Genomic DNA, 25,784 nt, shown 5'->3' with positions numbered 1-25,784 from the left:
TATATTCAAACATAAAAGTCAGCTTTTCGCTATGGGCGAAGGCTGGCTTTTTATATTATATGTCGTGCCCCTGTATTGTTCAAGCTAATTTATAACGAGAGGAAAGGTGGATGAGGATGGATTTATTTTTTATGAATCATCACCGTCCCTGTTTTACCATCTACGGTAATAATTTGTCCGGTCTGAATCTTCCTGCTTGCACAGTGAGTGGCCATCACCGCCGGTATGCCATATTCACGGGCTACAATACTGGAGTGGCTCAAAGGACCTCCAATATCGGTTACGACAGCACTGGCTGAAGCAAATAAAGGCGTCCATGCGGGAGTGGTAGTTACGGCAATTAATATATCTCCAGTATGGAATTTATCAAAATCGGCCGGTCCGTACAGAACGCAGGCTGGAGCTGTCACTGTTCCGTGACTGGTACCGATTCCGTAAAGAACCGTGTTGCCATTGATTATTTCTGGTTTTTCCGAATTACTGTGAGCATTTTTCTTTTCTGGGATTTCAGGCGGGGAAGTATAGCTCTGGTCCTTTTTCCATTTTTCCCGGCGTCCAGGAATTGCTCCTGTCACATCCTGAAGTGTCTCTCTCCGGTCAAGCCTCTTAACCAGATCTGTCAATTCCGTCTCATTGAGCCAGTATATTTCATCAGGCTGGGAAAGCGCTCCTTTTTTAATAAGCCGCTGGGCAACTTCTTTCAGCATTCTGCGAATCATCGGGTGACCCATTCCCATTGAAAATATAACATCCTCTCTCACAGGTGCGGTTGCCTGTGCCCAATTCAGCAGTTTTAAAAACAGCTTCCTTCTGGGACCGTTAAGCTGCTTTGAGATTGCCTTTGCAGCTTCTATCCGTCGCTTTTTAGCCTCTGCCTGACGTGTTAACGGACTCTCTCCTTGACCGGTTGCTAAGGCTTTAATTGATTCGAAGGCCGGAGTGAGAACTTCCTGGGGGGTAGGATTGGAAAAATCAAATTCATAGGCGGTTCGGCCATAATTAACGAAATGCAGCTGGATCTGTTTTTTCCATTGTGTCCATAGCTCATCGGAGATCATTGAAGGCGGTATCGCGGATGAGAATTGCCTGCTGATATCAGCATATGAAGTAATTCTGAGATAGTTGATCAATTCCGGGTATTGGGAGGCCCACCTGCCAATTTTATATAACGATTTCTCTGACTGGAAAGCAATTGTTTCCATTCCAAGTAAAAGTACTGAGATATCCGGTATGCCAGCTTTGGCGGCTGTACCTTTAAATAATTTTGTCAACAGCGTTTCACTTGTAAGTGCTGCAGGCAGGCAGAGCTGAATTTTTGTAAAGTAGGTACAGGCCGCTCCGAAAACGATTTGGACCCCATTGAGCAGTTGCTCTGCGCTCATTGATTCCATAGATTTGCTTTCCCATTCCGTAACAACCGCAGCAAATTCTTTTTGGGCTTTATTAGATCTTTCCACACTCTTTTGATAAGTACGGCGTATGGATCTTGGAGAAAAAGATTTTGTAATGAGAAGTAGTGGTTTAAATCTGCAGGACATGTAGGTATATCCATTAATCGTGACGTATGCGCCATGTTCAGGCCACAACTTTTGGACGCTGTTTCCAAACATATGGTTCCATAGAATATGCGTCGCCTGATTAATCAGTTCCATTCCCAGAGTTGCAAATAAAGGAGTAACGGGACTGGGGAGATGTTCAGCCAAACTGCCTTTGGTATAGATTACACCTTTTTCGAGAGGCTTCCACTCGGGAGGTAGAACTGTGATCGGCCGGGCCTGAACGATATACACCTGATTCTTTTCCAAAGCCCATTCCACATCCATTGGCATCTGATAGTATTGTTCGATTGTTTTTCCAAGTTTCCCTAATAATTCTACCTGATTTACGGTGAGAGCCGGTTTCTGACGAAGTGGATCAGCAACTGGCACCTCTTTAGTCCCTATTGCAGTACGGATAGTCATAATTTGTTTGTCTGCGGTCTCATACGAGGTAATTTTCTCTGAAGTCTTAGAAACAACAATGGTATCAGGGGTGACCAGGCTGGATACTACCGCTTCGCCCAATCCCCAGGCAGCATTAATGAGCATCTCATCCCGATCTCCGTTTACTGGATTGACAGTAAATAATACTCCTGCAGCATCTGAAAAAACCAGTTTTTGAACGGTGACGGCAAGTGCTGCCGTTGCCTGATCAATATGGTTGATCAAACGATAGGAGATCGCACGAGCTGTCCATAAAGAGGCCCAGCAACGCTTAACGGCAGTAAGAACTTCACTTTCGCCTTGAATATTTAAATAAGTATCCTGCTGGCCGGCAAAGGAAGCACCGGGCAAATCTTCGGCAGTAGCCGATGAACGGATGGCAACCGGTACATTGCCCAGTTTTTGATATGCGGCGGTAATTTCCTTTTTTAGTTCGTCAGTCATTTTACCTTTTGTAAATATGTTGCTTATTTGCAGGGATACTGCTTCCAGCTTTGCTGTATTACCCGGGTCAAGTCCATCTAATGCGTCGATAATTTGTTGTTGGATTTTATTTGTATTAACAAAGAGCCGATAAGCCTCAGTAGTAACATGAAAACCATCCGGAACCGGTAATCCGGCTGTCAGCATTTTCGACAGGGACATGCCCTTGCCGCCTACGGTTTCAAGTGTTGCCTGTTGATGTTTCATTGATAAAATATAAGTCATATCGGATACCTCCATTTAAGAAGTGATGCCATGTAAAAATATATTGACCGCTTCATTGAGCATTTCTTCCATACTATGAGATGGATGGGATGTATATGTGATAGAAAGCATTGAATTAATCAGCAGCCGTGATGCCAGTTCCGAATCCGTTACTCGAAATAAACCATCCTTAATTCCCTGTTCAATCACCGACTGTACAATATTCTGATAAGTATGACGTACTTTTTTAATCCGCTCCTGGTGATCCTCATCCAGAAAATAAGCTTTAGTTGCCAGCCACATAAATAAAATGTTATTTTCTTTTGAATAACTAAGATTAATCTTCATAATTTCCTTCAGGGTTTGATCCGGAGTAAGGTTTGCATTGATAATCTTTTGTACCGTTGTGACTGCGTTATTAACCTGAGCTTCAATTGCATATATGACAATGTCATCTTTTGATTGAAAAAAATCATAGAGACTAGATTTCCCCAGCCCTGCCAGATCAGCAATTTCTCTCATTGACGTTTTCTCGACTCCTTTGACCTGAAAGAGATTCAGAGCTACTTTCATGATGTCAAGGCGGCGTTCCGTTAGTTGTTCTGATGTTAATGTAAATCCTTTTGGCATAAATGACACCTCCAATAGCGACCAGCGTTCGCTTCTATGATTGATTATAAGCGACCAGCGTTCGGTTGTCAATAGAAGTATATGCTGCATACAGTTTTGTTGTACCGTAAGTAGATAATTTGCAGCTGAAAAGCTAGTTAAATAGATGAACTATGCTGATTGCATTGAAACGTGAACTGATATATAATTATCATGTTTACAGAATATATTGACACAAACAATTTGAGAGGGCAGAAGTGGAGTATGAATATGTTTGAAAATATTAAACAGGAAATCATGGCTGACCCAATGAATGAATCCTACACCAAAATGGGGATTTTGCCAATATTTAAAGCTTCCGCAGAAGCACGCATCGCCATTGTGGGACAGGCACCGGGACGTAAAGCAGAAGCAACGCAATTGTTTTGGAATGATTTAAGTGGTGATCGCTTAAGAGAGTGGCTGGGAGTATCAAGAGATGTATTTTATAATACGAACCGCATCGCTCAATTGCCTATGGATTTCTATTATCCGGGAAAAGCAAAAACCGGTGATGCACCACCTAGAAAAGGTTTTGCGGAAAAATGGCATTCACGTTTACTAGCGGAGATGCCAGATATAGAATGCATTATTTTAATTGGCAGCTATGCACAAAAATATTATCTAAATGTCAGGCGTGAGAAAAGTTTAACTGAGACAGTACGAAATTTTCAAAAATATCTACCTGAATATTTTCCATTGGTGCACCCTTCTCCTTTAAATTTAGGGTGGCTCAAACAGAATCCGTGGTATGAGGAGGAGGTTTTACCCGTTTTAAAGGAAATTGTCCATAAGAACTTATAAGAAACAAAAGGGTATGTTGTCAAACATAAGTTGAAACAACGTATAATCCCTTATCCCTTATCATTACAACTCTACATTCGTCTTTAATAGTCAGCTTTTCGCCATGGGCGAAGTGCTGGCTTTTTAAAATTACCTGAGCAAAACTGCAAAAAATATTATACCAGAAGAAGGCCCGCAGGGGTTGATTGGACAAGATAAAACTCAAGGATCGCCATTTGCCGTAAGAATTTGTTGCATATTTTTTGTAAATACAATATAATTGGTTTGTAGATATTTGTAGAATATTGTATGAAATTGTAGTAAAATATAATGTACAGGAGGTGTAATATTAAATAATTTAGGAAGATAAAAGTTATTCAGCTAAACACTAAAGAGAAATTTATTAAGAGATATTGAACACTCATTTTATTGAAAGGAATGATCATAATGATGAAAAAAATGAACTTCAGTTTGAAGGTAAAGCTTAGTATAATTATTCTATTATTTTCATTGTGTCCATTAATCTTGGTTTCTATAATATTTATTAATTTTACGGGTAAGAGTATAATGTCTGAACAGGAGAGCGCATCCAAAAAGCAGCTTGAGATGTTTAATAGTAATATTGATTCAATTATTGATGAATTATTGAATAATACAAGTGAGTTTGCAAACGAATCAATCATAAAACAGGCAGATGGATCTCTTACAAATTATTTACATAATGATGGAGTTACGCAAATGACGCCTGGTAAAAATGGAGGGGTCGAACAGAAAATTTTCCAGCGATTTAAAGAATTTGGCGAAACACATCCTAATTATCAATATGTATATATGGGGGTGGAATCGGGAGGATATGTTCAATACCCTGAAGGGAACATGGAAGGCCCTTTTGATCCGCGGCAGAGACCATGGTACCCTGTTGCACTTAACAGTCCAGATAAAGCAGTATTAGGAGATCCATATTACTTTGCAACGGATGACATTGTTATTTTAGGTGCTTCTCAAGCTTTGAAAGATGCCAGTGGGAAAGTAATCGGTGTTGTTGCAATGGATATGAGTTTAGATAAGATTACAGAGATGGTTGACAAAGCAGGGAAAGATTCAAAAGGATATTTTATCATTGTTGATGATAGCGGAACGATTATTGCAGATCCAAGTAACGGTGATAATAATTTTAAAAATGTAACAGAGGTATATGGAGATGAATTAAGTAATCTTATTTTATCAGGGGCAGATTTCAATGAAGCAAAAGTGGATAATAAAGCTTATTTAATTAAGACTGTAAAAAGTGAAAAAACAAATTGGCGGTATGTAGCGCTTTTGGATAAGGGTGATATTCTTAGTCCCATTACAAATTTAATCAGGCTGGAAATGATCATTATTACAATTGTGTCATTAATTGCTATTTTGTTTGGTATAATTACTAGCCTGAAAATCTCAAAGCCTATAAAGGAAGTATCCGAAGCTGCCAATAAAATAGCTGGTGGAGATTTCAATGTACAATTACAAACAAAAGCAAGTGGTGAAGTAGGTGAACTTATTGATTCATTCAAAAGGATAGGAGTAACTTTAGTTGAGTATAAAGATTATATTCAGGAGATAGCATACATTTTAAATCATATTGCACAGGGAAATTTATGTTTTGAATTGAAACAAGAATACATAGGAGAGTTTTCAAAAATAAAGGATTCTCTTTTCAACATTTCAGATAATCTTTCCCTGACGATCGAGAATGTTAAAACATCATCAGAACAAATTGCAATGGCTGCCAATCAGGTATCATCGGGCGCACAAGCACTTGCCCAAGGAACAACGGAACAGGCAAGCAACATTGAGGAGTTTTCCGCAACGATTGCTGATATCTCATTACAAATTAAGAATACTGCAAACAATGCTGAGCTGGCGAACAAAGAAGTTGTGTCTACTTCTGAAGAGGTTATGAGTAGTAATAGTCAAATGCAGGAAATGAAGCTGGCTATGAACAATATCAATGAAAAATCAGCAGAAATCAGTAAAATCATTAAGACGATTGAGGATATTGCATTCCAAACGAATATTCTGGCACTAAATGCTGCTGTTGAAGCTGCGAGAGCTGGTTCTGCTGGAAAAGGATTTGCTGTTGTTGCGGATGAAGTTCGAAATCTGGCTCAGAAGTCAGCAGATGCGGCAAAAAATACTACTATGCTCATAGAAGAAACAGTACAAGCGGTCGAACGGGGATCTAAAATTGTTGATATAACTGCACAGTCTATGACAAATGTTGTAGCAGGATCGGATCAGGTGCGAAAATTTGTTAATGATATTGCCCGTACTTCGAAAGAACAATCAGATGCAGTGTCTCAGATATCAATAGGGGTTGATCAAATATCTTCTGTTATTCAGAGTAATAGTGCAACTGCAGAAGAAAGTGCTGCAGCTAGCGAGGAACTTAGTGGCCAGGCTGACTTGTTGAAGCAGAACGTGAACCAATTTAAAATCCGAAAAGATGTTAATATTCAATTTCACAAGTCTATAAGAACACAGGATAATACGATAGAATGCCTATAGCGGTGGCGTGTATTGGAAAAGACCAGTCTTAATCTGGAACAAGTATATGAAATAGGTACTACTTGGAGTCCTTATCATTGTATCAACCTTGCAGCTTTATGTTGCAAGGTTGTTTTCTATGTTGTTAAAAGTTTTCATCATATAAACGGTAGTATCCCTGGGGAAAACCACATACAGGGCATATTAAAGGTGCACATTCCCCGGACATGATATTGCCGCACTGCATACAGATCCAAAGTGTTTCAACTGGTTTACAAAATACCTGATTTTGTACTACGTTCTCGTACAATCTGGAAAATTTTGTACCCAGTTGATAATTTATGTTGGCTATCCCTGCAAATAGTGCTGCAATATCCATAAAACCTTCTTCCCGTGCAATTCGTGCAAAATTCTGATATTGATTATTTGCCAGATACAATTGATTATCTCTGGATTGCAGAAGTGCTTCCTCAGTATTTGGAAGCATACCTTGATTTAACTGCCTTAACCAGATCCTTGCATGTTCTTTATTATATTGGGAGGTCACGTTATAAACATTTCCTATTTCCATGTAGCCTTCCAGTCTCGCTATATCAGCAAAAATTCTGTCTCTTGTACTGGCAATTGCTTCCGCATTATAGGCGATACCTAAATTCGTATACGTTCTGCTTTCCAAAAAATCCATTTGTACTCCTTTGCCATGTATAAGCTATATAGAAAAGATATTTATATAATTTTTATATTATTACTGTTTATGGCGTGGAACTTATTATAAGTCGGAATAATCAGGAAATCTATCCTTTGTATGACAGAGAACGTCTACATAAAGCTAAAAGGAGATTATTTATGGAAAGCAAATGCGATACGCATGAGAAATTTAAACAGCTGCAGAAATTTATTGACAGTATGGAAGACAGAAGGGGAGCGTTAATTGCTGTACTGCATAAGGCTCAGCAGCTCTATGGATATTTGTCAAATGATGTGATTTTTTTTATTGCTGAAAAGCTGGAGATACCCAGTGCAAAAGTTTTTGGTGTCATTAGCTTTTACTCTTACTTTACCACAGAACCAAGAGGGAAGTATGTGATCAATGTATGCCTGGGAACTGCATGCTTTGTAAGAGGTGCCGATGCCATTATGAGAGAATTTGAAAAAATACTGAATATCAAGGCTGGTGAAACAACCGAAGATAAGAAATTTACGTTATCAGGATTAAGATGCATTGGTGCCTGCGGACTAGCTCCGGTGGTGATGGTAAACGATAAGGTTTATGGAAGGGTAGAACTGAATCAGGTTAAAACAATTCTGAAAGAATATCAGGAGGATGAGTGATGGCTAAGTTAAAAACTGTGGAAGAACTTAAAAAGATCAGACAGGCAGCTCTTGATCAATTAGACTTAAGGTCCACTGCTGAATCCGAAGATAAAGTTTTAGTCCGGGTGGGGATGGCGACCTGCGGGATCGCGAGCGGTGCAAGAACAACCATGAAAGCAATTATGGATGAAATTGCAAAGCAGGGACTTACCAATGTCAGCGTAACCCAGACCGGCTGTATGGGGTATTGTGCCCAGGAACCGGTGGTAGAAGTTGCATCAAAAGACATGCCGTCTGTCATATATGGAAAAGTGGACGAGAAAAGAGGACGGGAAATTGTAAATGAGCATATAAAGAACGGCCGCCTTCTCCAAAATGCAATTATTAATAAATCATTTGAAAACCTGGAATAAAGGAGGAGGGCATATGAGTAACTTCAGAATGCATTTACTGGTCTGTGGTGGTACCGGATGTACATCGTCTGACAGCCTGGAGCTTGTAAAGATGCTAAAGGAATCGATTAAAAAACATGAAATAACCAATGAGGTGGAAGTGGTCGTTACCGGCTGCTTTGGCTTTTGTGAGAAAGGTCCGATCTTAAAAGTTTATCCGGATAATGTATTTTATATCACGGTAAAGCCTGAGGATGCGGAAGAAATCATTACGGAGCATGTGATAAAAGGCCGTAAGGTGGACGCCTTTTGTATGTGGAACCAAATACAAACGAAAGATTAGAAGGCCAAAAATCTATACCTTTCTATAAAAAACAAGTCCGCAGAGCACTTAGGAATTGTGGTTTTATTAACCCGGAAGATATTAATGAATACATTGCAGCAGATGGGTATCAGGCACTGGCAAAATGCTTAACGGAAATGAGCCCGGATGAAGTGATCGATACAGTTGTTCAGTCAGGACTCAGAGGAAGAGGCGGCGGAGGTTACCCGACCGGTCTTAAATGGAAATATACAAGACAGAGTCAGTCGGATGAAAAATATATTATATGTAATGCAGATGAAGGAGATCCAGGTGCATTTATGGACCGGTCCATATTAGAAGGCGATCCCCATTCTGTTCTTGAAGCGATGGCAATAGCAGGCTATGCCATAGGAGCTCAGTATGGATATATTTATATCAGAGCGGAATATCCCCTCGCGATCAGCAGGCTTGAAATTGCCATAAAACAGGCAAGGAAACTGGGGCTTTTGGGAGAGAATATCTTTTCCACTGGTTTCAATTTTAATATCGGATTGCGGTATGGCGCCGGTGCATTTGTATGCGGGGAAGAGACTGCCCTGATCCATTCCGTGGAAGGAAAACGCGGGGAGCCCAGTTCAAAACCTCCGTTTCCTGCACAAAGAGGTGTCTGGGATAAACCCTCCTGTGTGAATAATGTTGAGACATTTGCTAATATACCGCCGATCTTTTTAAAAGGTCCTGACTGGTTTAAAAAGATCGGTACGGAGAAGTCGCCAGGTACAAAAGTATTTGCTCTGGCCGGAAAGGTAAATAATGTGGGGCTGGTAGAAGTGCCAATGGGCATTACCTTAAGAGAGGTCATCTTTGAAATTGGTGGAGGAATAAAAAATAATAAGAAGTTCAAAGCAGTACAGACCGGGGGTCCTTCGGGAGGGTGTATTACAAAAGATAATTTAGATATACCCATTGATTACGAGTCACTTAGCAGTATTGGCTCCATGATGGGGTCCGGCGGTATGATTGTTATGGATGAGGATAACTGCATGGTGGATATTGCAAAGTTCTACCTGGAATTTACCAAGGATGAATCCTGTGGGAAATGTACTCCCTGCCGTATTGGAAATACAAGAATGCTGGAGATTCTTGAAAAGATAACAAAAGGGAATGGTACGGAACAGGATTTAAAGGATCTTGCCCAGTTAGGCGACGTGATTAAAGATACGTCCCTTTGCGGACTGGGACAAACCTCTCCGAATCCTGTACTCAGCACACTACACTATTTCGAAGATGAATATCTGGCCCATGTAAAGGATAAACGATGTCCGGCCGGAGTTTGTCAGTCACTTTTCTCCTTTCATATTTTACCGGAAAAGTGTGTGGGCTGTACTGCGTGTGCAAGAATATGTCCGGCGCACTGCATCGAAGGAGAGCTTAAAAAGGTTCATGTTATTGATCAGGAAAGGTGTATCAAGTGCAGTGCATGTTATAATACATGTAAATTTAATGCGATTGAGAAAGGTTAAGGAAGGAGCGGACTTATGGGTCTGGTTAATGTTACAATCAATAATCAAAAGATTGCAGTGGAGGAAGGAACAACCATACTGGAGGCTGCAAAAAAACTGGATATTCGCATCCCCACACTCTGCTACCTTAATCTGGAACATGTAAAGACGGTGAATGGTTCTGCTTCCTGCCGAGTCTGTGTGGTAGAAATTGAGGGGAGGAGAAATCTTGCGCCTTCCTGCGCTACTCCGGTAGCGGAGGGGATGGTGGTAAGAACAAACACCTTAAGATGTATTAAGGCAAGAAGACTGGTTGTGGAGCTATTCCTATCCAATCATCCGACGGACTGTCTGATCTGTGAAAAGAATTTAAACTGTGAATTACAGTCACTGGCAGCAGAACTGGATATACGCCGGATTAAGTTTCATGGGGTAAGAGCAACTCATGAAAAGGATATTTCAAGTAAGGCAATCATTCGAAATATGGACAAATGCATTTTATGCAGAAGATGTGAGACCATGTGCAATGAGGTACAGACGGTGAATGTGTATTCTGCAGTTAACCGTGGATTTGATACATTTATCGCACCAGCACTTAATTTACCCATGAATGAATCAATCTGTGTTATTTGCGGACAGTGTGTTTCCGTATGTCCGACAGCTGCATTAACTGTAGTAAATGATATCCCCAATGTCTGGGAAGCTTTGAATGCGAAAGACAAATTCGTCATCGTTCAGACAGCACCTGCCGTGCGGGTAGCTCTTGGTGAGAAATTCGGTGCAGAACCAGGGACGGTGGTCACGGGTAAGATGGTAGCTGCTCTTAGAATGATGGGGTTTGATAAAGTTTTCGATACAGACTTTGCAGCAGATCTTACCATTATGGAAGAAGCAGCAGAATTCATTCACAGGCTTCAGAATGGGGGAAGGCTTCCCATACTCACAAGCTGTTGTCCGGGCTGGGTTAAATTTTTTGAACATCAGTTCAATGATATGCTTGATATTCCCTCAACATGTAAATCTCCCCATGAGATGTTTGGGGTGATCGCGAAAACATACTATGCAGAAAAGATGGGGATCGATCCCCAAAATATTTTTGTGGTTTCCATTATGCCCTGCCTGGCTAAAAAATATGAAGCAGCCAGACCGGAGCTTATGCATGATGATATGCAGGATGTGGATGCGGTATTAACTACAAGAGAATTGGGGGATATGTTAAAAGAGGCCAATATTGACCTGATGAATCTAAAAGATGAAGAATTTGATGAACCACTGGGAGAATCTACCGGTGCATCTGTCATATTTGGAACCACCGGCGGAGTCATAGAAGCAGCTTTGCGGACCGCATACGAATGGCTTACTAATGAAACTCTTAAAGAGGTGGAGTTTCATGAACTCAGGGGATTTGATGGAATCAAGGAAGCTGTGGTAAAGATTAATGACCAGGATATCAATATTGCTGTAGCTCATGGTCTTGGAAATGCAAGAAAGGTTCTGGAAGATATAAGATCCGGCAAATCCCATTATCATGCCATTGAGATCATGGCCTGCCCTGGCGGCTGTATCGGAGGCGGCGGTCAGCCCTATCATTTTGGGAATTTTGATGTTCTGAAAAAACGAATGGAAGGTATATATAAAGAAGATAAAAACAAAAAATTCAGGAAATCACATGAAAATCCGGCAATTAAAAAACTTTATGAGGAATATCTGGGTGAGCCCAATGGAGAAAAGGCACATGAACTTCTTCATACCTATTATGTGAAACGAGATAATATGTAAAACAGTGCTATTATATGAACGCGTATTAATATAATAGGATAAGAAAATAAATAAGGTAATTCATGAATTCTGTAGATATAGAAAAAATATACAGCAATGATTATGCAGATTTCTTTGTTAGCTTTTGCTCTGATGTATCTGTACTTGAACAGTATGAAGCAGGCTCCGTTAATGTAATAAATTATTTTTATGCGGTTGTGCATCTTCCGGTCAGTATTATGACGGAAGATGTGATATCGAGAATGGGATATGCTTCTATCCCTTCGTTGTTTGGTTTAGTCAGCCAGACGAGTCTGGAAGCATCCGGGATACCGGCTATCCGCAATAACCCCAATCTAAATTTGAGGGGAAGGGGAGTATTGATTGGCATTGTGGATACCGGTATTGATTATACAAATCCTGTTTTCCAGTATAATGATAAAACAACAAGGATAGCCAGTATCTGGGACCAGACGATTATACCGGAAAACGGATCAGATACGGTACCTTATGGTACAGAGTATTCCAGAGAACAGATTAATGCAGCTTTGCAGGCAGATGATCCATACAGTATTGTACCATCAAGGGATGAGATTGGTCACGGCACTATGGTTGCCGGAATCGCAGCGGGCGGCGAAGATTTTGAAAATGGATTTTCCGGCGTTGCTCCTGATTCTGAATTAGTGATCGTAAAACTGAAACCAGCCAAACCCTATTTAAAAGAATTTTTCCGGATACCTGAAGATGCAGTGGCTTATCAGGAAACGGATCTTATTTATGGAATTCAGTATTTAATGGATTATGCTGCTTTAAATGATCAGCCAATTATTATGTGTATTGCTGTGGATACCGCACAGTATGCACATGATGGAAGAGGTACCACAAGCAATTGGTTATCATACCATTCAACCAGGCCAAGATTAGGAATATTAATTGCAGTCGGCAATGAAGGAATTGAAAGGGGACATTTCGGGGGATTTATTACAGAGGAAAATGGATATGAAACAGTCGAATTAAATGTTGGTCCCAATGAAAGCGGGTTTTCACTGGAATTATGGGGATCAGTACCGAATACTTTTTCTATTGATATTACATCTCCTTCCGGTGAATATATACCAGTCATTAATCTCCGGTTTGATGAGACCAGAGAGTTTTCCTTTATATTTGAGCCCACAATTATCTATGTAGATTCTCAGCTTGTAGAATCACAGAGCGGGGACCAGCTGATTCTGCTGCGATTTACAAGGCCATCCCAGGGCAGGTGGAAATTCAATGTATACAGCAAAGGGGTTTTCCCAATTAATTTCAATATGTGGCTCCCAATGGGGAATTTTATAGGACCGGATACGTTTTTTATTAAATCTGATCCGAATATCACACTTCTTTCCTTATCTTGTGCCATTAACCCTATTTCCGTAACGGCTTATAATGTGGAGGATAACAGTCTTTATATAAACGCCGGCAGAGGGTACACACGCATTAATATAGTTAAGCCGGAGATTGCAGCTCCGGGAGTAGATATATTAAGTCCGTCTCTGAACCATGGATTTGTCCGGGTGACGGGTACAAGTGCTGCAGTGGCTCATGCGGCAGGAGCGGCGGCCCTCTTGTTTGAATGGGGAATCGTGAAAGGTAATTATCCGGAAATGAGCACGGAGGATCTAAAGGTCTTTATGATTCGTGGGGCGAAAAGAAAAGCGGAACTGGTATATCCCAATTACGAATGGGGATATGGAATACTTGATGTATATAATATTTTTCAGGCACTTATTTTCTGATGTTGACTGGAGGTGAAGCGGATGATGCCAGAGGACAGGTTTAAGATAACCAGCAATGATTATATGGATTTAATTATACAATATAACGGAAATCTTAATATTCTGAAGCAATATGAAGAATATTCAGTACATATTATTAATCCTGGTTATGCGGGTATTTATTTACCAATATCCCAGGTCACGTCCCGGCTGGTCAGAGATTTTGGATATTCAGGGATTCCCAGATGCTTTTCTTTACTGAGTTATGAAAGCCTGACTGCATCAGGAGTTACATTATTACGTAATATACCTGCACTTAATTTAAGGGGAAAGGGAGTTCTGGTAGGGTTCGTTGATACGGGCATTGATTATACGAATCCGGTTTTCCTTAAAGAAGACGGAACGACAAAAATAGCAGCAATCTGGGACCAGACCATAGATAGCGGTCCATATCCCGAATTAAGATATACTGCATACTACGGGACGGAATATACGGCTGAACAGATTAACGAGGCATTAAACAGCCAGGACCCGCTGGCGGTTGTTCCCAGTATGGATGTAAATGGTCATGGCACCATGCTGGCAGGAATTGCAGCTGGTTCGGAAAACAGGAGTAATCAATTCATGGGCGTTGTTCCTGACGCAGAGTTATTAATCGTTAAGCTAAAGCAGGCTAAAAAAAATCTTACTGATTACTATTTCATCCCTCCTGATGTGGCTTGTTACCAGGAAACTGATATAAACTGGGGGGTTCAGTATCTGATTAATACAGCAGATAAGTTAAAACGGCCGCTGATTGTCTGTTTAGCTGTGGGAACTTCTCAGGGTCCACATAGTAATAGTGGACTGCTGGGCTCATTGCTAAGGATAGTAGGTGACTGCCCTGGGGTGGGAATTACTGTTGCCGCAGGAAATGAAGCGCAGGCCAGAAGACATTTTTACAGCATTCTCAGACCTGCCGAAAAGTTAACGGTAGAATTGAATGTCGCACCGGATGAATATGGTTTTACTATGGAGCTTTGGGGCAGTCCACCCATGAGCTATGTAATGGACATTTTATCTCCTTCCGGTGAATACGTTCCGGCAATTTCCCGTGGGTTATTTGAGACTAAGCAGGTACATTTTATATTTGACCAGACAATCCTTTATATTGATTATGTCATGATTGAGCGGGACAGTGGTAAGCAGGTCATTATGCTGCGTTTTAAAAGTCCGGCACCGGGCATCTGGAGGTTTAAAGTATCCGGTGGCGGTGATCTGCCTGGAGATTTCCACATATGGCTGCCTTCCGGTAATTTTATATCAAATAATACATTTTTTCTTAATTCAAACCCCTACACTACCATAACATCCCCTGGTAACGATCTGATACCGATCACAGTCGTAGCTTATGACGCAGCAACGGGAGCGTTATATCCGGAGTCGGGAAAAGGATTTTCAACATCAAATATTATAAACCCGGATCTGGCTGCCCCAGGTGTTAACGTAGTAGGTCCCACTTTAAATAATGAATTTACTGCCATAACAGGTACGGGTGCTGCGGCTGCTCACATGGCAGGTATAGCAGCCATGATATTTGAATGGGGAATTGTAAATAATAATTATCCAAGTCTGGATACGGTAGGAATCAAAAAATTTCTTCTTCGGGGAGCGGAAAGAAACCGTAATCTTCAATATCCCAATCAGAATTGGGGATATGGAATTGTAGATGTTTATAATTCTTATAATATTTTCAGAACTATTTTATAGATAATGGGCATTTTGAATGAATACGATGAGTTTGGTAAAGTGTTTTTTGCTATTATAATTAAGCATTGACTTAATTAAAATCAACGACTATAATTAAGCTAATACTTAATTATAGGAGGGCAGTATGATAAAACAAAATGTAATGAAAGCAATTGCCGATGATAACAGAATGAAAATCATCGAAATGTTATTAAGGCAAAAGTTATGTGTAAGAGCTTTATCAAAGAGATTAGGTATTAGTGAACCTGCAACCTCACAACACATCAAAGTATTAAAAGAAGCAGACCTTTTAATTGGCAAAAAAATAAAGCACCATATTCATTATGAAGTCAACAGAGAATTATTACATGAATTAGCACAATTCATTGAAAATCTAGCTTTGACTGACCGGACAATAAATACAGAAAATAGTGACTCTACATGTCAAAATAAAGGCAGCTGCAAATGTGGCTGTCAATCAACGAATGAAACAGAGGTAGAATGAGATGAATAAATCAAAACATATTCTATGGGATTTATTTTACACATTTTTCAAAATAGGGGCATTTACTTTTGGCGGTGGTTACGCAATGATTTCTCTCCTTGACAGAGAATGTGTAGAAAACAAAAACTGGATTACCTCAGATGAATTAATGAATATCACTGTTATAGCGGAATCAACTCCTGGTCCCATAGCCATTAACTGTGCCACCTATACAGGCTACAAATTAAAAGGGCTATTTGGTTCTATTATTGCAACCTTTGGTATGATCTTACCTTCATCGATCATTATTTTTCTGATTTCAATGTTCTTTGAAAATATACTATCTAATTCTATTATCAGGAACGCATTTAAAGGAATTAGCGTGGCTATTTGTATTCTAATTACACAAGCAGCTATTAAAATGATTACAAAATCAATGAAAAATTCCAGGAAAAAATTATTACCCATAGTTTTTATCGTTCCTTCCTTCCTGATAGTATTTAGCTGCAATTTATTTGCAATTCATTTTTCTACGATCTATTTGATCTTCTTCTGCGGTTTCATAGGATATTTTGTATATGGTAAAAAAGTAAATAAGTCTAATGGAGGTATAAAATAATGCGGTATATCGAATTGTTTATATCCTTCTTAAAATTAGGTTCTTTAGCTTTTGGCGGAGCGTATGGTGCAATACCGCTATTTAGAGAAGAAGTATTATCTCACGGTTGGCTGACAGACAGTATGTTTACCAACATCGTTGCCATCAGTGAATCTACTCCGGGACCAATCATGTTAAATATTGCAACCTACATTGGAGCAGAAAGAGGTGGGATTTTAGGTGTAATACTTGCTACATTGGGAGTGATTTTGCCCTCCTACATCATCATTTTACTTGTAACTATAAATTTTAAATCTATTTTAAATAAGTCCTCTGTTCAAAGTATTCTTAAAGGTATGAAACAGTGTATCATGGGTTTAATGCTCGCAACCGGATTGTTTATCGGTTTTCAGACTTTTTTCGGTAATATAAAATACATACAAGTAGATGTTGCAGCAATAGCAATACTTGCCATTGTTTCGATTTGCTTGCTAGTTGCAAAAAAGAAATTTAAGAAAGAATTATCTCCAATTATAATTATTCTTATTTGCGCTGCATTAGGCGGATTATTATATTAAATATATTAAAACACTGATACCTCCAGACTGATAATTCTATCTTATATCAATTTGGAGGTATATTTTTCTGTTAAATCTTTACATAAGTTCTATACAAGTCCCAGCAATCGGACAGTGTTTGCCACAATCATACATACAACAATACCGGTTACTGTTGGAATTGTAAAGGAGACCAGTGTCCATTTTAAACTCTGTGTTTCTTTTTTTACTGTAAGGCATGTTGTACCGCATGGCCAGTGCAGTAACGTGAACAGCATCGTACATACGGCTGTCAGCCAGGTCCATCCGTTATTTACAAAAAGCTGATGTAATTCTGTCAGACTATCCATATCAGTCAATGTTCCCGTTGCCATATAGCTCATAATCAAAATAGGAACCACGATTTCATTGGCCGGAAAGCCTAAAATAAACGCCATTAATATGTACCCATCCAGACCAATGAATCTGGCGAACGGATCAAGAAAACCAGCACAATGAGCAAGCAGGCTTAAATCTCCCACATGTATATTGGCCAGTATCCAGATGACCAGCCCTGCAGGAGCTGCAACGGCTATGGCTCTGCCTAACACGTAAAGTGTCCGGTCAAAAACAGAACGTACAATGACTTTTCCAATCTGCGGCCGGCGGTACGGTGGGAGTTCCAGCTGAAACGAGGAGGGCATTCCCTTAAGAATTGTCTTTGAAAGCAGCTTTGAAATCAGAAGCGTCATTGCAATACCCAATATAATGGTTCCGGTCAGCATCAGGGTAGAAATGACGGATTGAAATGTTCCGTTTGCAGCTCCGGCAAAAAACATGGTAATAATCGCGATCAGAGTTGGAAAACGTCCATTGCAGGGGACGAAGTTATTTGTCAGAATGGCGATTAAGCGTTCCCGGGGTGAATCAATGATTCGGCACCCGATTACACCACAGGCGTTACACCCGAAGCCCATACACATAGTTAATGCCTGTTTTCCATGGGCACAGGCCTTGCGGAAAAAGTTGTCAAGGTTAAATGCGACACGCGGCAGATATCCCAAATCCTCCAGAAGTGTAAATAACGGAAAGAAGATTGCCATTGGAGGAAGCATTACGGAGATCACCCAAGCCAATGTACGGAAAATACCATCTACGAAGATTCCGCGTAACCATTCCGGCGCAGATAACCATAAAAAGAACCGGGACAGGGGTTTTTCCAGCATAAATAGTCCGGAGGCAAGAAGGCTGGAAGGAACATTGGCGCCAGTAATGGTAAACCAGAAAATACCGAACAGCATCGCAATCATTATCGGTATACCAGTTATTTTTGACGTGAGTATCTTATCAATTTTACGGTCCCGTGCCGCATATTCCTCTTTTTCAAAGGTCACGGCTTCTCTGCAGATATTCTCGCAGCATTGAACAATTTTTGTGACAATCTGATCCCGGAACTGATCGGTATATATCCCGGCATCCTCCATAGTAAGTTTTGCCTCTTTGACTGCTTGTGCTATATCCTCATTTTGCAGAAGATCAAAGCCAAGATGTGTCTTTAAGGAGGAAAGAAGGCTCTCATCCCCGTCAAGGAGCTTCAAAGCCACCCATCGGCTGCTGATACTATCACCTAAAAGATCAGCAAGAACTGGTTCCAGCATACCCACAGCGGCTTCTGTTTCTTCACCGTAATCTATCCGCAGCGGATTAAACGCTGCTTCACTTTCTGATAATTCTTTCACTGCATCCATCAAGTAATCTAATCCCTTTTTTGATCGCGCACTTGTCCCGATTACCGGAATTCCCAGTCTTGAGGTGAGAACCTTTAAGTCAATGTTTATTTTTTTCTTTCTCGCTTCGTCCATTAAATTAACACACAATATAACACGGTCGGTAACTTCCAGCGTCTGCAGAACAAGGTTTAAATTTCGCTCCAGGCAGGTAGCATCAGCCACGACTACCACACTGTCGGCTCCGCCAAAGCAGATGAAATCCCTGGCAATTTCCTCTTCGGTGGAATTTGCCATCAGGGAATAGGTACCTGGAATGTCTACCATGATGAAATTCGTATCTTTATATCGGTATTTTCCCTGTGCGTTAACAACGGTTTTTCCGGGCCAATTGCCTGTGTGCTGATTCAGCCCTGTCAAAGCATTGAAAACTGTGCTTTTTCCCACGTTTGGATTTCCTGCTAATGCGATTATCTTATCTTTCGGTGTCACTTTCTCAATATGTAAGCCGCAGTGATTTAAAACTCCCGTCCCGGTTGATGCATTGGTAAGTCCCATATGAGCAATCCTCCTAAGATTATGAAATAATTGTCATCTCTTTTTTAACTATACTATTTTAAATCGATACAAAAATTTTTTCAGATACATCAGAACGCAGCGCAATAACTGCACCGCGGATAAGGTAGGCTGCCGGATTGCCGGAGGGGCTCTTATACAGAGGTTCTATTTCAGTTCCGTCAACGATACCTAAGTCCAGCATGCGTCTTCTTATTGTACCGTCAAAAGTCAAAGCGGAAACATGTGCTTTTCTTCCGATTGGTAATTGGTTTAATGACATTTGAGTAGTATCCATAGTAAAATTCTCCTTAACCATATATTTGGTATTACCTTCTCCGTCAGACTGGAGTCCTTGTTATGTGCCTAAAATAATAAAAAGGCAAGCCGTTAATAAATAATGGAGTAATTAGTTGTCTGTTAGGGGCGGGAAACACCATTTCTTATGACTAATTTATGAAGATAAAGCATAAGGTGTTACAGTTATACTAAAAAAATGTTGTGATGGGGGAACATGCTTATGAATAAGCCAATGGAAAACGAATTTCATACCGTTCGCGGATATCAGCTGATAAAACAAAATGAGAGCAGATTAACCCCTGCTTTGGAGGACTACCTTGAGATGACGTATCGATTGTGTTTAGAAGAGGATTATACGCGCATTAATAAGCTTTCTGAGAAATTAAATGTCAGACCACCTTCTGCATCTAAAATGGTTTCCAAACTTGTTGAATTGGACTTCTTAAAATATAATAATCTTGATAACATCCTTTTAACTACAGAAGGAAGAATAACAGGTGCTTATTTATTGGAGCGCCACAATATTATAGAAAGCTTTTTTACATTGGTAGGGAGTGCAAATGCCTTGGAGGAAACGGAATTGGTTGAACATACGCTGGCCTCTGATACCGTGCTCAGGATTAAGAGTCTGCTGGAGTTCTTTACACAGAATCCATCTGTTAATCAGAAGTTTAAGACATTTATGGACTTGTCTGCCTATCATGAAATCTAAATGTATCTAAAGGTATAATTTAAGGAACCTTTATGGTAAAGGAGAAAAATGGAAATTCCCGTTTATGTTGTCACAGGGAGTCTGGATGCAGGTAAAACGACCTTTTTAAACAATATTTTTGAAAATAGAAAAGTAAAAGCTTTGGTAATACAGTTCGAGGATGGCGAAGAAGATCTCTTTTCCGGCTACACCGGACACAGGAAGCTGATGATTCCAAGGAATCTGTTGGACCAGCAGCAGGAGCAGTTACCCGGTCAGATTTACGAGGCGGTACAAAACGGGGAGTGGGACGAGATTTGGGTTGAATGGAATGGTACAGCCCCTTTTTCCTGTCTTTTGTCACTGTTTTGGGACCCGGTATTCCCCACAGTCTGCCGGTTAAAAAAGATCATTCATATTGCCGACGCTGTGAAGCTGGAATTCCTCCTCAGCGGAATGGGAATATATTTAATTGATCAGATTTCAGAAAGTGATATCGCGATTGTGCGTAATTGCCATACAAAAAGCCACTATCAACATATCAGCCGCTTATTGGAAGGAGTAAATCCCGGATTAAAAATTTTAGAAATGTCCTCTGACAGTAAACTTATCAAGCAGGTTTTAAGGCAGCCAGATGAACCGGTCTGCTCATTTCTCATGGAATTTATGTTTTTTATCTGCCTGTTTCTTCTGGCGGGAATCATATCCGGATGGGAGGGATTTCCATTAAGCAGAATGGTGAATCTGTTTTTTGGTATGACTCTGCAGGCAGTTCCCTTTTTGCTTATTGGAATTATGCTCTCATCTGTGATTCAGATATTGATTCCGGATGGAATGCTGGAGCGGTGGTTTCCAAAGTCTCTTGTATGGGGAATGGCGGCAGCATTAGCCGGAGGATTTTTACTGCCAGTCTGTGACTGTGCCTCAATTCCTGTTTTTAGGAGTCTGATTAAAAAAGGAATCCCGCTGCCAGTGGCGGTCACCTTCATGATGGCGGCGCCTGTCATGAATCCGGTTGTCCTGCTATCGACCTTCTATGCGTTTGGCGGTAACATGGCGGTAGTGGCTGGCCGGGCAGGGATCGGAGCATTCGCTGCAGTGTTGATTGGATTGCTTGCTGCTGCCTTTCAAAGAAAGACTCCTTTACTTTTGGGGAGTGGAAGAAGCCGGCTAATCTGTGCGTGCGGATGTTATGAGGATAGTCAAAAAACTAAATCACTGGCAGGAAAACTTGTTCTTTGTCTGCGTCATGGGCAGGCTGAGTTTTTTCGTGTGGGCAAATACCTCCTGATTGGAATACTGGCAGCTTCCGTCTTCCAGGCGTTAGGGAATGGTCCTCTGGATTTTGCACAGTACAGAGGCGGACTGGCAGCTTCCATTCTGCTTATGATGGCAGCGGCCTTTATCCTGTCATTGTGTTCTTCATCTGATGCGGTCATTGCCCGCAGCATTTCCAGCCAGATGCCAGCCGGAGCTGTTATGGGTTTTCTGGTATTTGGGCCAATGATGGACATTAAGAATATGCTTATGCTTTCATCCGGATTTACGAAGGGATTTATAGTGAAGCTGATGCTGGTAACTGTCACGGTATGCTTCTTCCTGGTCTTTTTGCTGTATGGGATAAGAGGTATGAGCTTATGAAGAAAACAGTCAGAGTGTTAAATCCCCAGGTGTTAACTGAAATCCTCTGTCAGATGTCTTTTGGAGGAATGATCGTTTATCTCGCTGCCAGCGGTGCTTATCTTCGGTATGTTACTCCCAGAATGAGGCCGTATCTGTATTTTACCGCCTGCATTATGGGATTATGGTCATTAGCAGGAACCGGCAGGTTGTTCAGACCCAGATATAAAATACGCATGAGCCATTGCTTCCTGCTGATTATCCCGGTCCTCATTATGCTTCTTCCCCATACACCTATTGAAATCTCTTCCTATAATACCATTGGTGAAAGCTCAAAGCTGCAGATGTCATCTGCCAAAGAAGAAAATGAGAACGTAATGCCGGGGCTTTATAAGGTGGAAAAGAAAATTATGGTATCGGATGATTTATTTGGAATGTGGTATTCGGAACTGTACATGCATATGGAAGAATACGAAGGATATACCATTTCAATAACCGGATATGTGCTGAAAGATCCTAAGGTCTATGGAGAAAATGAGTTTGCAGTGGCTCGACTGGCGATGACTTGTTGTGTGGCTGATCTGGCGCCTGCAGGAATTCACTGTAATTACAGGGGAGTATCAGATTTAAAAGAAGATACCTGGATAACCGTAGAGGGAATCCTGACTTTAAACTACGATGATTATGATGGACATAAGTATGCGGATCCTATTATAATGGTGACAAAAATAACACCAGCAGAAAAAGTGGAGGGATATGTCTATCCATATTAAAGAAGTTCTTATTTAAAACCGCAACCCTTATAAAAAAGGACTGCGGTTTTACACTGCACTTAATCCCGGTTTTAACAGGGATTCTTATTATCTTCGTCCAAAAAATATTTCATACTGCTTTTTTTTAATTCTTTTGTGCTATATAGAACTTCATAGTTATTAATATGTGTCATTTGGGAAACCTTTTTAATAATTTCGTCACATAAATCAAAACTATCAGAATGTATCATGGTATAAATATTATATCTCCAATTATTTAAAACCTCCCGTTCATAGCAATGGCTTACCTGAGGAAATGAAACCATAATGTCTGTAACCTCTTTTATTCTTTCAGCGGGAACGAACCAGACCACCATGGCATTAGCTAAAAATCCTACAGACCTATGATTTAATACCGCACCTATTCTGCGTAAGGTTTTATTATTTTTCAATTCTTTGATATAATCAAGGAGTTCTTTCTCTGATATTCCAATTTCATCTGCAATAGCTTTATATGGTTCAGGTACTAAGGGCAGTTTACCCTGTAATTTTTGAATAACCTGTTTTTTCTGAGAAATTTCCATAAACTATTCTCCTTTAATCTTTAAATTAACATTAATTTTAAAAGTCTGCAGAGAGTTCAAAATCATGATTTCATTAATTCCGGTTTTGTTTTTTATCTCATTGATATGTGCATCAAGACTGTATTGAGAAGGTACAATCAGAGTAAACCACATATTGTATTTATGATCTCTAAGATAATTATGTGTAACACAGGGATAACTGTTTATAATCTGAGAGACTTCTCCGATCTTATTCTCAGATACTTCCATAGCACATAATGTACCTGTATAACCTAATTTTTTTGAATCAAAAATACCACCTAACCTGCGGATAGTTCCTTGTTCTGTTAACTCTTTTATGATTTTCAGAACTTCAATTTCTGACATTCCCAATTGATTAGCAATAGATAAAAAGGGTCTTGGTTCAATAGGGAAACCATTCTGAATCATATTCAGCAAATTATTATAATTATTCACCATATTCTAATATACCTCCGTCATATGTCTAAACCAACCCTGTATCTTCAGGTACTCCGATTTCTTCATTGGTGAGATAACATGCCGGGTCTGATGCCCAGAAATCACTGGTAACGGCTTCTGCCCTGACCCGGAGATTACCATTACAAACGTTCAGCCAACAGCATTTGCTGCATCTTCCTTTTAATAAGGTTTTTCTGTCCCTTAGACCAATTGCTACTGGATTTGTTGGATTTGTCCATATTTCGCTGAATTTAGTTTCCTTTACATTACCAAAGGTATGATGCCACGTAAACTGGTCAGCATGTACATTACCTTTGAAATCAATGTTCCCAATTGCAATACCGGATCTGTTTCCGCCATTCATTTGTATTAATTCCCATATTCTGTCTGCCAGTTGAGGGTATTTCTTTTTAGCCTGCAGATATAAATAAACGTTGTCAGCATGATTATCAACTGTTAAAATTTCCACTTTATTTCCGAATTCCAGTGCCTTTTGCATAATCAAATCTAAAGCAGCCCTTTTTTCTTCTTTCTCAATATCCAATGATATCACCTTGCTTCCCCTTCCAGAATAGGCAAGGTGATAAAAACATACTCTGGGAATTTTTTCTTCTTTTATCAGGGCAAAGATATCATTTAACTGATCATAATTATCCCGGTTAATTGTAAAACGAAGACCAGCCTTTTGTCCAATTTCCAGGCAGTTCCTTATTCCTTCCAATGATTTATTAAAACTACCGGGGATTCCTCTAAAATCATCATGTCTGGTACCAATACCGTCTAAACTGATACCTGTATAACTTACGCAAGCCTTTTTTAAATCTTTCGCGATATCTTTATCTATTAATGTACCGTTTGTTGAGATAGTAATACGTATATTATATTTATTTGCATAATAAATTAATTCGAAGATGTCTTCCCTCATCAGCGGTTCGCCTCCGGATAAAAGCAGTACCGGGATATGTAGTCTTGCCAGGTCATCGATTAAATGTTTAGCCTCTTTGGTATTTAACTCTTCCTCGGATTTCCTGCTGTTTGAATCAGCATAGCAGTGTTTGCATTTTAAATTACATTGATTGGTACAATTCCATACCACTACAGGTCCATAGCCTGTACTGGTACCGGATTTTTGTTTTGATGCTTCTGGTACATAACGTAATTTGTCACCAAAATTATCTGAATTGCATAATAGTTTAGTTATTCCTACCATAATAGCTCCTTTTCAACAAGCAAATCGAAAACAAGGTTTCATATATATTCTTATTTATATCGTGAATGTATAGATATTATGAAGCGTATTTGGATTATTTCAGAATAGCAGGTTACTGTAAGCTGATATATTACGAAAAATTAGCTAGAGGTTAAATTTACGCATAGATTGATTTAATATGGCAGTGAGATATCGGTAGAAAAAAATAAAAGGTACCTTCAAAAATAGTATTGACAAATTAATAAGGTACCTGTATAATGACATCAAAAGGTACCTTATTAATTTGCAGATAACTGGAGGAATATAAGATGGAAGAAAAAAAATTTGACTTAATCATGCAACTTACACGTGTTGAGTGGCTGCTCCATAAGTATCATCAACTGAACCATATGCACTTTGGCCCTATGGGCGATCCACGCAAAGGTCAGGGAAGGGTTTTAGCGATACTTAAGATGAAGCAGGAAATCAGCCAAAAAGAGTTATCATACCTGCTGGACATGAGACCCCAATCATTAGGTGAACTTCTTTCTAAGCTGGAAAAGAATGGGTACATAGTACGTACTCCATCAGAAACTGACCGCCGGGTTATGAATATTAAACTCACAAACGAAGGAATTAATGCAACACAATCAGCAGAACCGGAATTCAGCTTTGATAAGCTGTTCGATTGCCTGAGTGAAGAAGAACAAAAAAACTTAAACGAATATCTTAATCGCATTATCGAATCTCTGGAAAATGAACTTGGAGATGAACAAAATGAACGTGATTTTGATCCGCGCATGCACAGAGGGAATCCATTTAACGGACGTTTTGATGACCGCTTTCCGGGTGGCAGACATTTTGGCTCCAGATCCGGAAGGGGACAGGGGCGAGGAAAGGAATTTTAA

General features: G+C 40.0%; 22 protein-coding genes and 1 pseudogene. 15 read left to right on the top strand and 8 right to left on the bottom strand.

The annotated features are described in order from the left end of the window. Positions 1–122: 122 nt before the first annotated feature. A complete protein-coding gene (locus CRO04_RS07185; RefSeq protein WP_097003564.1) occupies positions 123–2,690 on the bottom strand; it encodes a PEP/pyruvate-binding domain-containing protein in 2,568 nt (855 codons plus the stop codon). 15 nt (positions 2,691–2,705) lie between these two features. Continuing rightward, the gene (locus tag CRO04_RS07180) at positions 2,706–3,299 is read right to left on the bottom strand and encodes a TetR/AcrR family transcriptional regulator (RefSeq protein WP_097003563.1); all 594 of its coding nucleotides are present in this window, start codon (positions 3,297–3,299) and stop codon (positions 2,706–2,708) included. Between the two features lie 249 nt (positions 3,300–3,548). Here CRO04_RS07180 and CRO04_RS07175 point away from each other — a divergent pair, with 249 nt between their 5' ends. Both CRO04_RS07175 and CRO04_RS07170 read left to right on the top strand, forming a co-directional pair. Further along, positions 3,549–4,121: a uracil-DNA glycosylase family protein gene (locus CRO04_RS07175; protein WP_207654413.1), complete on the top strand. Its 573-nt coding sequence runs from the start codon at positions 3,549–3,551 to the stop codon at positions 4,119–4,121. 426 nt (positions 4,122–4,547) lie between these two features. Beyond that, positions 4,548–6,647, top strand: a complete 2,100-nt coding sequence (locus tag CRO04_RS07170) for a methyl-accepting chemotaxis protein (protein ID WP_166432497.1) — start codon at positions 4,548–4,550, stop codon at positions 6,645–6,647. A 124-nt stretch (positions 6,648–6,771) separates the two neighbouring features. Here the strand turns inward: CRO04_RS07170 and CRO04_RS07165 are convergent, their stop codons facing one another. After that, on the bottom strand, positions 6,772–7,311 hold the full coding sequence (locus CRO04_RS07165) for a rubrerythrin family protein (protein ID WP_097003560.1): 540 nt from the start codon (positions 7,309–7,311) through the stop codon (positions 6,772–6,774). A 161-nt stretch (positions 7,312–7,472) separates the two neighbouring features. Here CRO04_RS07165 and nuoE point away from each other — a divergent pair, with 161 nt between their 5' ends. From nuoE to CRO04_RS07120, 9 genes and pseudogenes are all read left to right on the top strand, one after another. Next, on the top strand, positions 7,473–7,958 hold the full coding sequence (gene nuoE / locus CRO04_RS07160; protein WP_097003559.1) for an NADH-quinone oxidoreductase subunit NuoE: 486 nt from the start codon (positions 7,473–7,475) through the stop codon (positions 7,956–7,958). Next, positions 7,958–8,353 (top strand): (2Fe-2S) ferredoxin domain-containing protein, encoded by a 396-nt coding sequence (locus CRO04_RS07155; protein ID WP_097003558.1) that lies wholly within the window; start codon positions 7,958–7,960, stop codon positions 8,351–8,353. The genes nuoE and CRO04_RS07155 overlap by 1 nt, the downstream gene beginning before the upstream one ends. 13 nt (positions 8,354–8,366) lie before the next feature. Then, positions 8,367–10,159: pseudogene (locus tag CRO04_RS07150) on the top strand (NADH-ubiquinone oxidoreductase-F iron-sulfur binding region domain-containing protein). 15 nt (positions 10,160–10,174) lie between these two features. Continuing rightward, a complete protein-coding gene (locus CRO04_RS07145; RefSeq protein WP_097003557.1) occupies positions 10,175–11,917 on the top strand; it encodes an NADH-dependent [FeFe] hydrogenase, group A6 in 1,743 nt (580 codons plus the stop codon). 62 nt (positions 11,918–11,979) lie between these two features. Then, the gene (locus tag CRO04_RS07140; protein ID WP_097003556.1) at positions 11,980–13,674 is read left to right on the top strand and encodes a S8 family peptidase; all 1,695 of its coding nucleotides are present in this window, start codon (positions 11,980–11,982) and stop codon (positions 13,672–13,674) included. Positions 13,675–13,695: 21 nt separating this feature from the next. Continuing rightward, positions 13,696–15,402, top strand: coding sequence for a S8 family peptidase (locus tag CRO04_RS07135; RefSeq protein ID WP_097003555.1), 1,707 nt, complete (start codon positions 13,696–13,698; stop codon positions 15,400–15,402). Positions 15,403–15,526: 124 nt separating this feature from the next. Next, entirely contained in the window at positions 15,527–15,886 is a 360-nt protein-coding gene (locus CRO04_RS07130; protein WP_097003554.1) for an ArsR/SmtB family transcription factor, read from the top strand. Between the two features lies 1 nt (position 15,887). Continuing rightward, positions 15,888–16,484, top strand: a complete 597-nt coding sequence (locus tag CRO04_RS07125; protein ID WP_097003553.1) for a chromate transporter — start codon at positions 15,888–15,890, stop codon at positions 16,482–16,484. Then, positions 16,484–17,041 (top strand): chromate transporter, encoded by a 558-nt coding sequence (locus CRO04_RS07120; protein ID WP_097003552.1) that lies wholly within the window; start codon positions 16,484–16,486, stop codon positions 17,039–17,041. The genes CRO04_RS07125 and CRO04_RS07120 overlap by 1 nt, the downstream gene beginning before the upstream one ends. Before the next feature lie 89 nt (positions 17,042–17,130). Here CRO04_RS07120 and feoB read toward each other — a convergent pair whose 3' ends face one another. Both feoB and CRO04_RS07110 read right to left on the bottom strand, forming a co-directional pair. Continuing rightward, the gene (gene feoB / locus CRO04_RS07115) at positions 17,131–19,284 is read right to left on the bottom strand and encodes a ferrous iron transport protein B (RefSeq protein WP_097003551.1); all 2,154 of its coding nucleotides are present in this window, start codon (positions 19,282–19,284) and stop codon (positions 17,131–17,133) included. A 58-nt stretch (positions 19,285–19,342) separates the two neighbouring features. Beyond that, positions 19,343–19,579 (bottom strand): FeoA family protein, encoded by a 237-nt coding sequence (locus tag CRO04_RS07110; RefSeq protein WP_097003550.1) that lies wholly within the window; start codon positions 19,577–19,579, stop codon positions 19,343–19,345. A gap of 222 nt (positions 19,580–19,801) precedes the next feature. On the opposite strand from CRO04_RS07110, the gene CRO04_RS07105 reads away from it, so the two are divergent. The 3 genes from CRO04_RS07105 to CRO04_RS07095 are packed head-to-tail and all read left to right on the top strand — an operon-like array spanning position 19,802 to position 22,665. Continuing rightward, the gene (locus tag CRO04_RS07105; RefSeq protein WP_242974370.1) at positions 19,802–20,293 is read left to right on the top strand and encodes a metal-dependent transcriptional regulator; all 492 of its coding nucleotides are present in this window, start codon (positions 19,802–19,804) and stop codon (positions 20,291–20,293) included. 48 nt (positions 20,294–20,341) lie between these two features. After that, positions 20,342–21,913, top strand: coding sequence for a permease (locus tag CRO04_RS07100; RefSeq protein ID WP_097003549.1), 1,572 nt, complete (start codon positions 20,342–20,344; stop codon positions 21,911–21,913). Then, a complete protein-coding gene (locus CRO04_RS07095; protein ID WP_097003548.1) occupies positions 21,910–22,665 on the top strand; it encodes a TIGR03943 family putative permease subunit in 756 nt (251 codons plus the stop codon). The genes CRO04_RS07100 and CRO04_RS07095 overlap by 4 nt, the downstream gene beginning before the upstream one ends. Positions 22,666–22,736: 71 nt before the next feature. Here the strand turns inward: CRO04_RS07095 and CRO04_RS07090 are convergent, their stop codons facing one another. From CRO04_RS07090 to nirJ1, 3 genes are read right to left on the bottom strand one after another with little or no spacing between them, the layout of a single operon-like run. Then, entirely contained in the window at positions 22,737–23,228 is a 492-nt protein-coding gene (locus tag CRO04_RS07090) for an Lrp/AsnC family transcriptional regulator (RefSeq protein ID WP_097003547.1), read from the bottom strand. Positions 23,229–23,231: 3 nt separating this feature from the next. Next, on the bottom strand, positions 23,232–23,687 hold the full coding sequence (locus tag CRO04_RS07085; RefSeq protein WP_097003546.1) for an Lrp/AsnC family transcriptional regulator: 456 nt from the start codon (positions 23,685–23,687) through the stop codon (positions 23,232–23,234). Positions 23,688–23,712: 25 nt separating this feature from the next. Then, entirely contained in the window at positions 23,713–24,897 is a 1,185-nt protein-coding gene (nirJ1, locus tag CRO04_RS07080) for a putative heme d1 biosynthesis radical SAM protein NirJ1 (protein ID WP_097003545.1), read from the bottom strand. 308 nt (positions 24,898–25,205) lie between these two features. Here nirJ1 and CRO04_RS07075 point away from each other — a divergent pair, with 308 nt between their 5' ends. Further along, entirely contained in the window at positions 25,206–25,784 is a 579-nt protein-coding gene (locus tag CRO04_RS07075; protein ID WP_097003544.1) for a MarR family winged helix-turn-helix transcriptional regulator, read from the top strand.

Source organism: Lacrimispora amygdalina (genome assembly GCF_900205965.1).
GTDB lineage: Bacteria > Bacillota > Clostridia > Lachnospirales > Lachnospiraceae > Lacrimispora > Lacrimispora amygdalina_A.
This window is presented reverse-complemented; position numbering and strand designations above follow the sequence as displayed.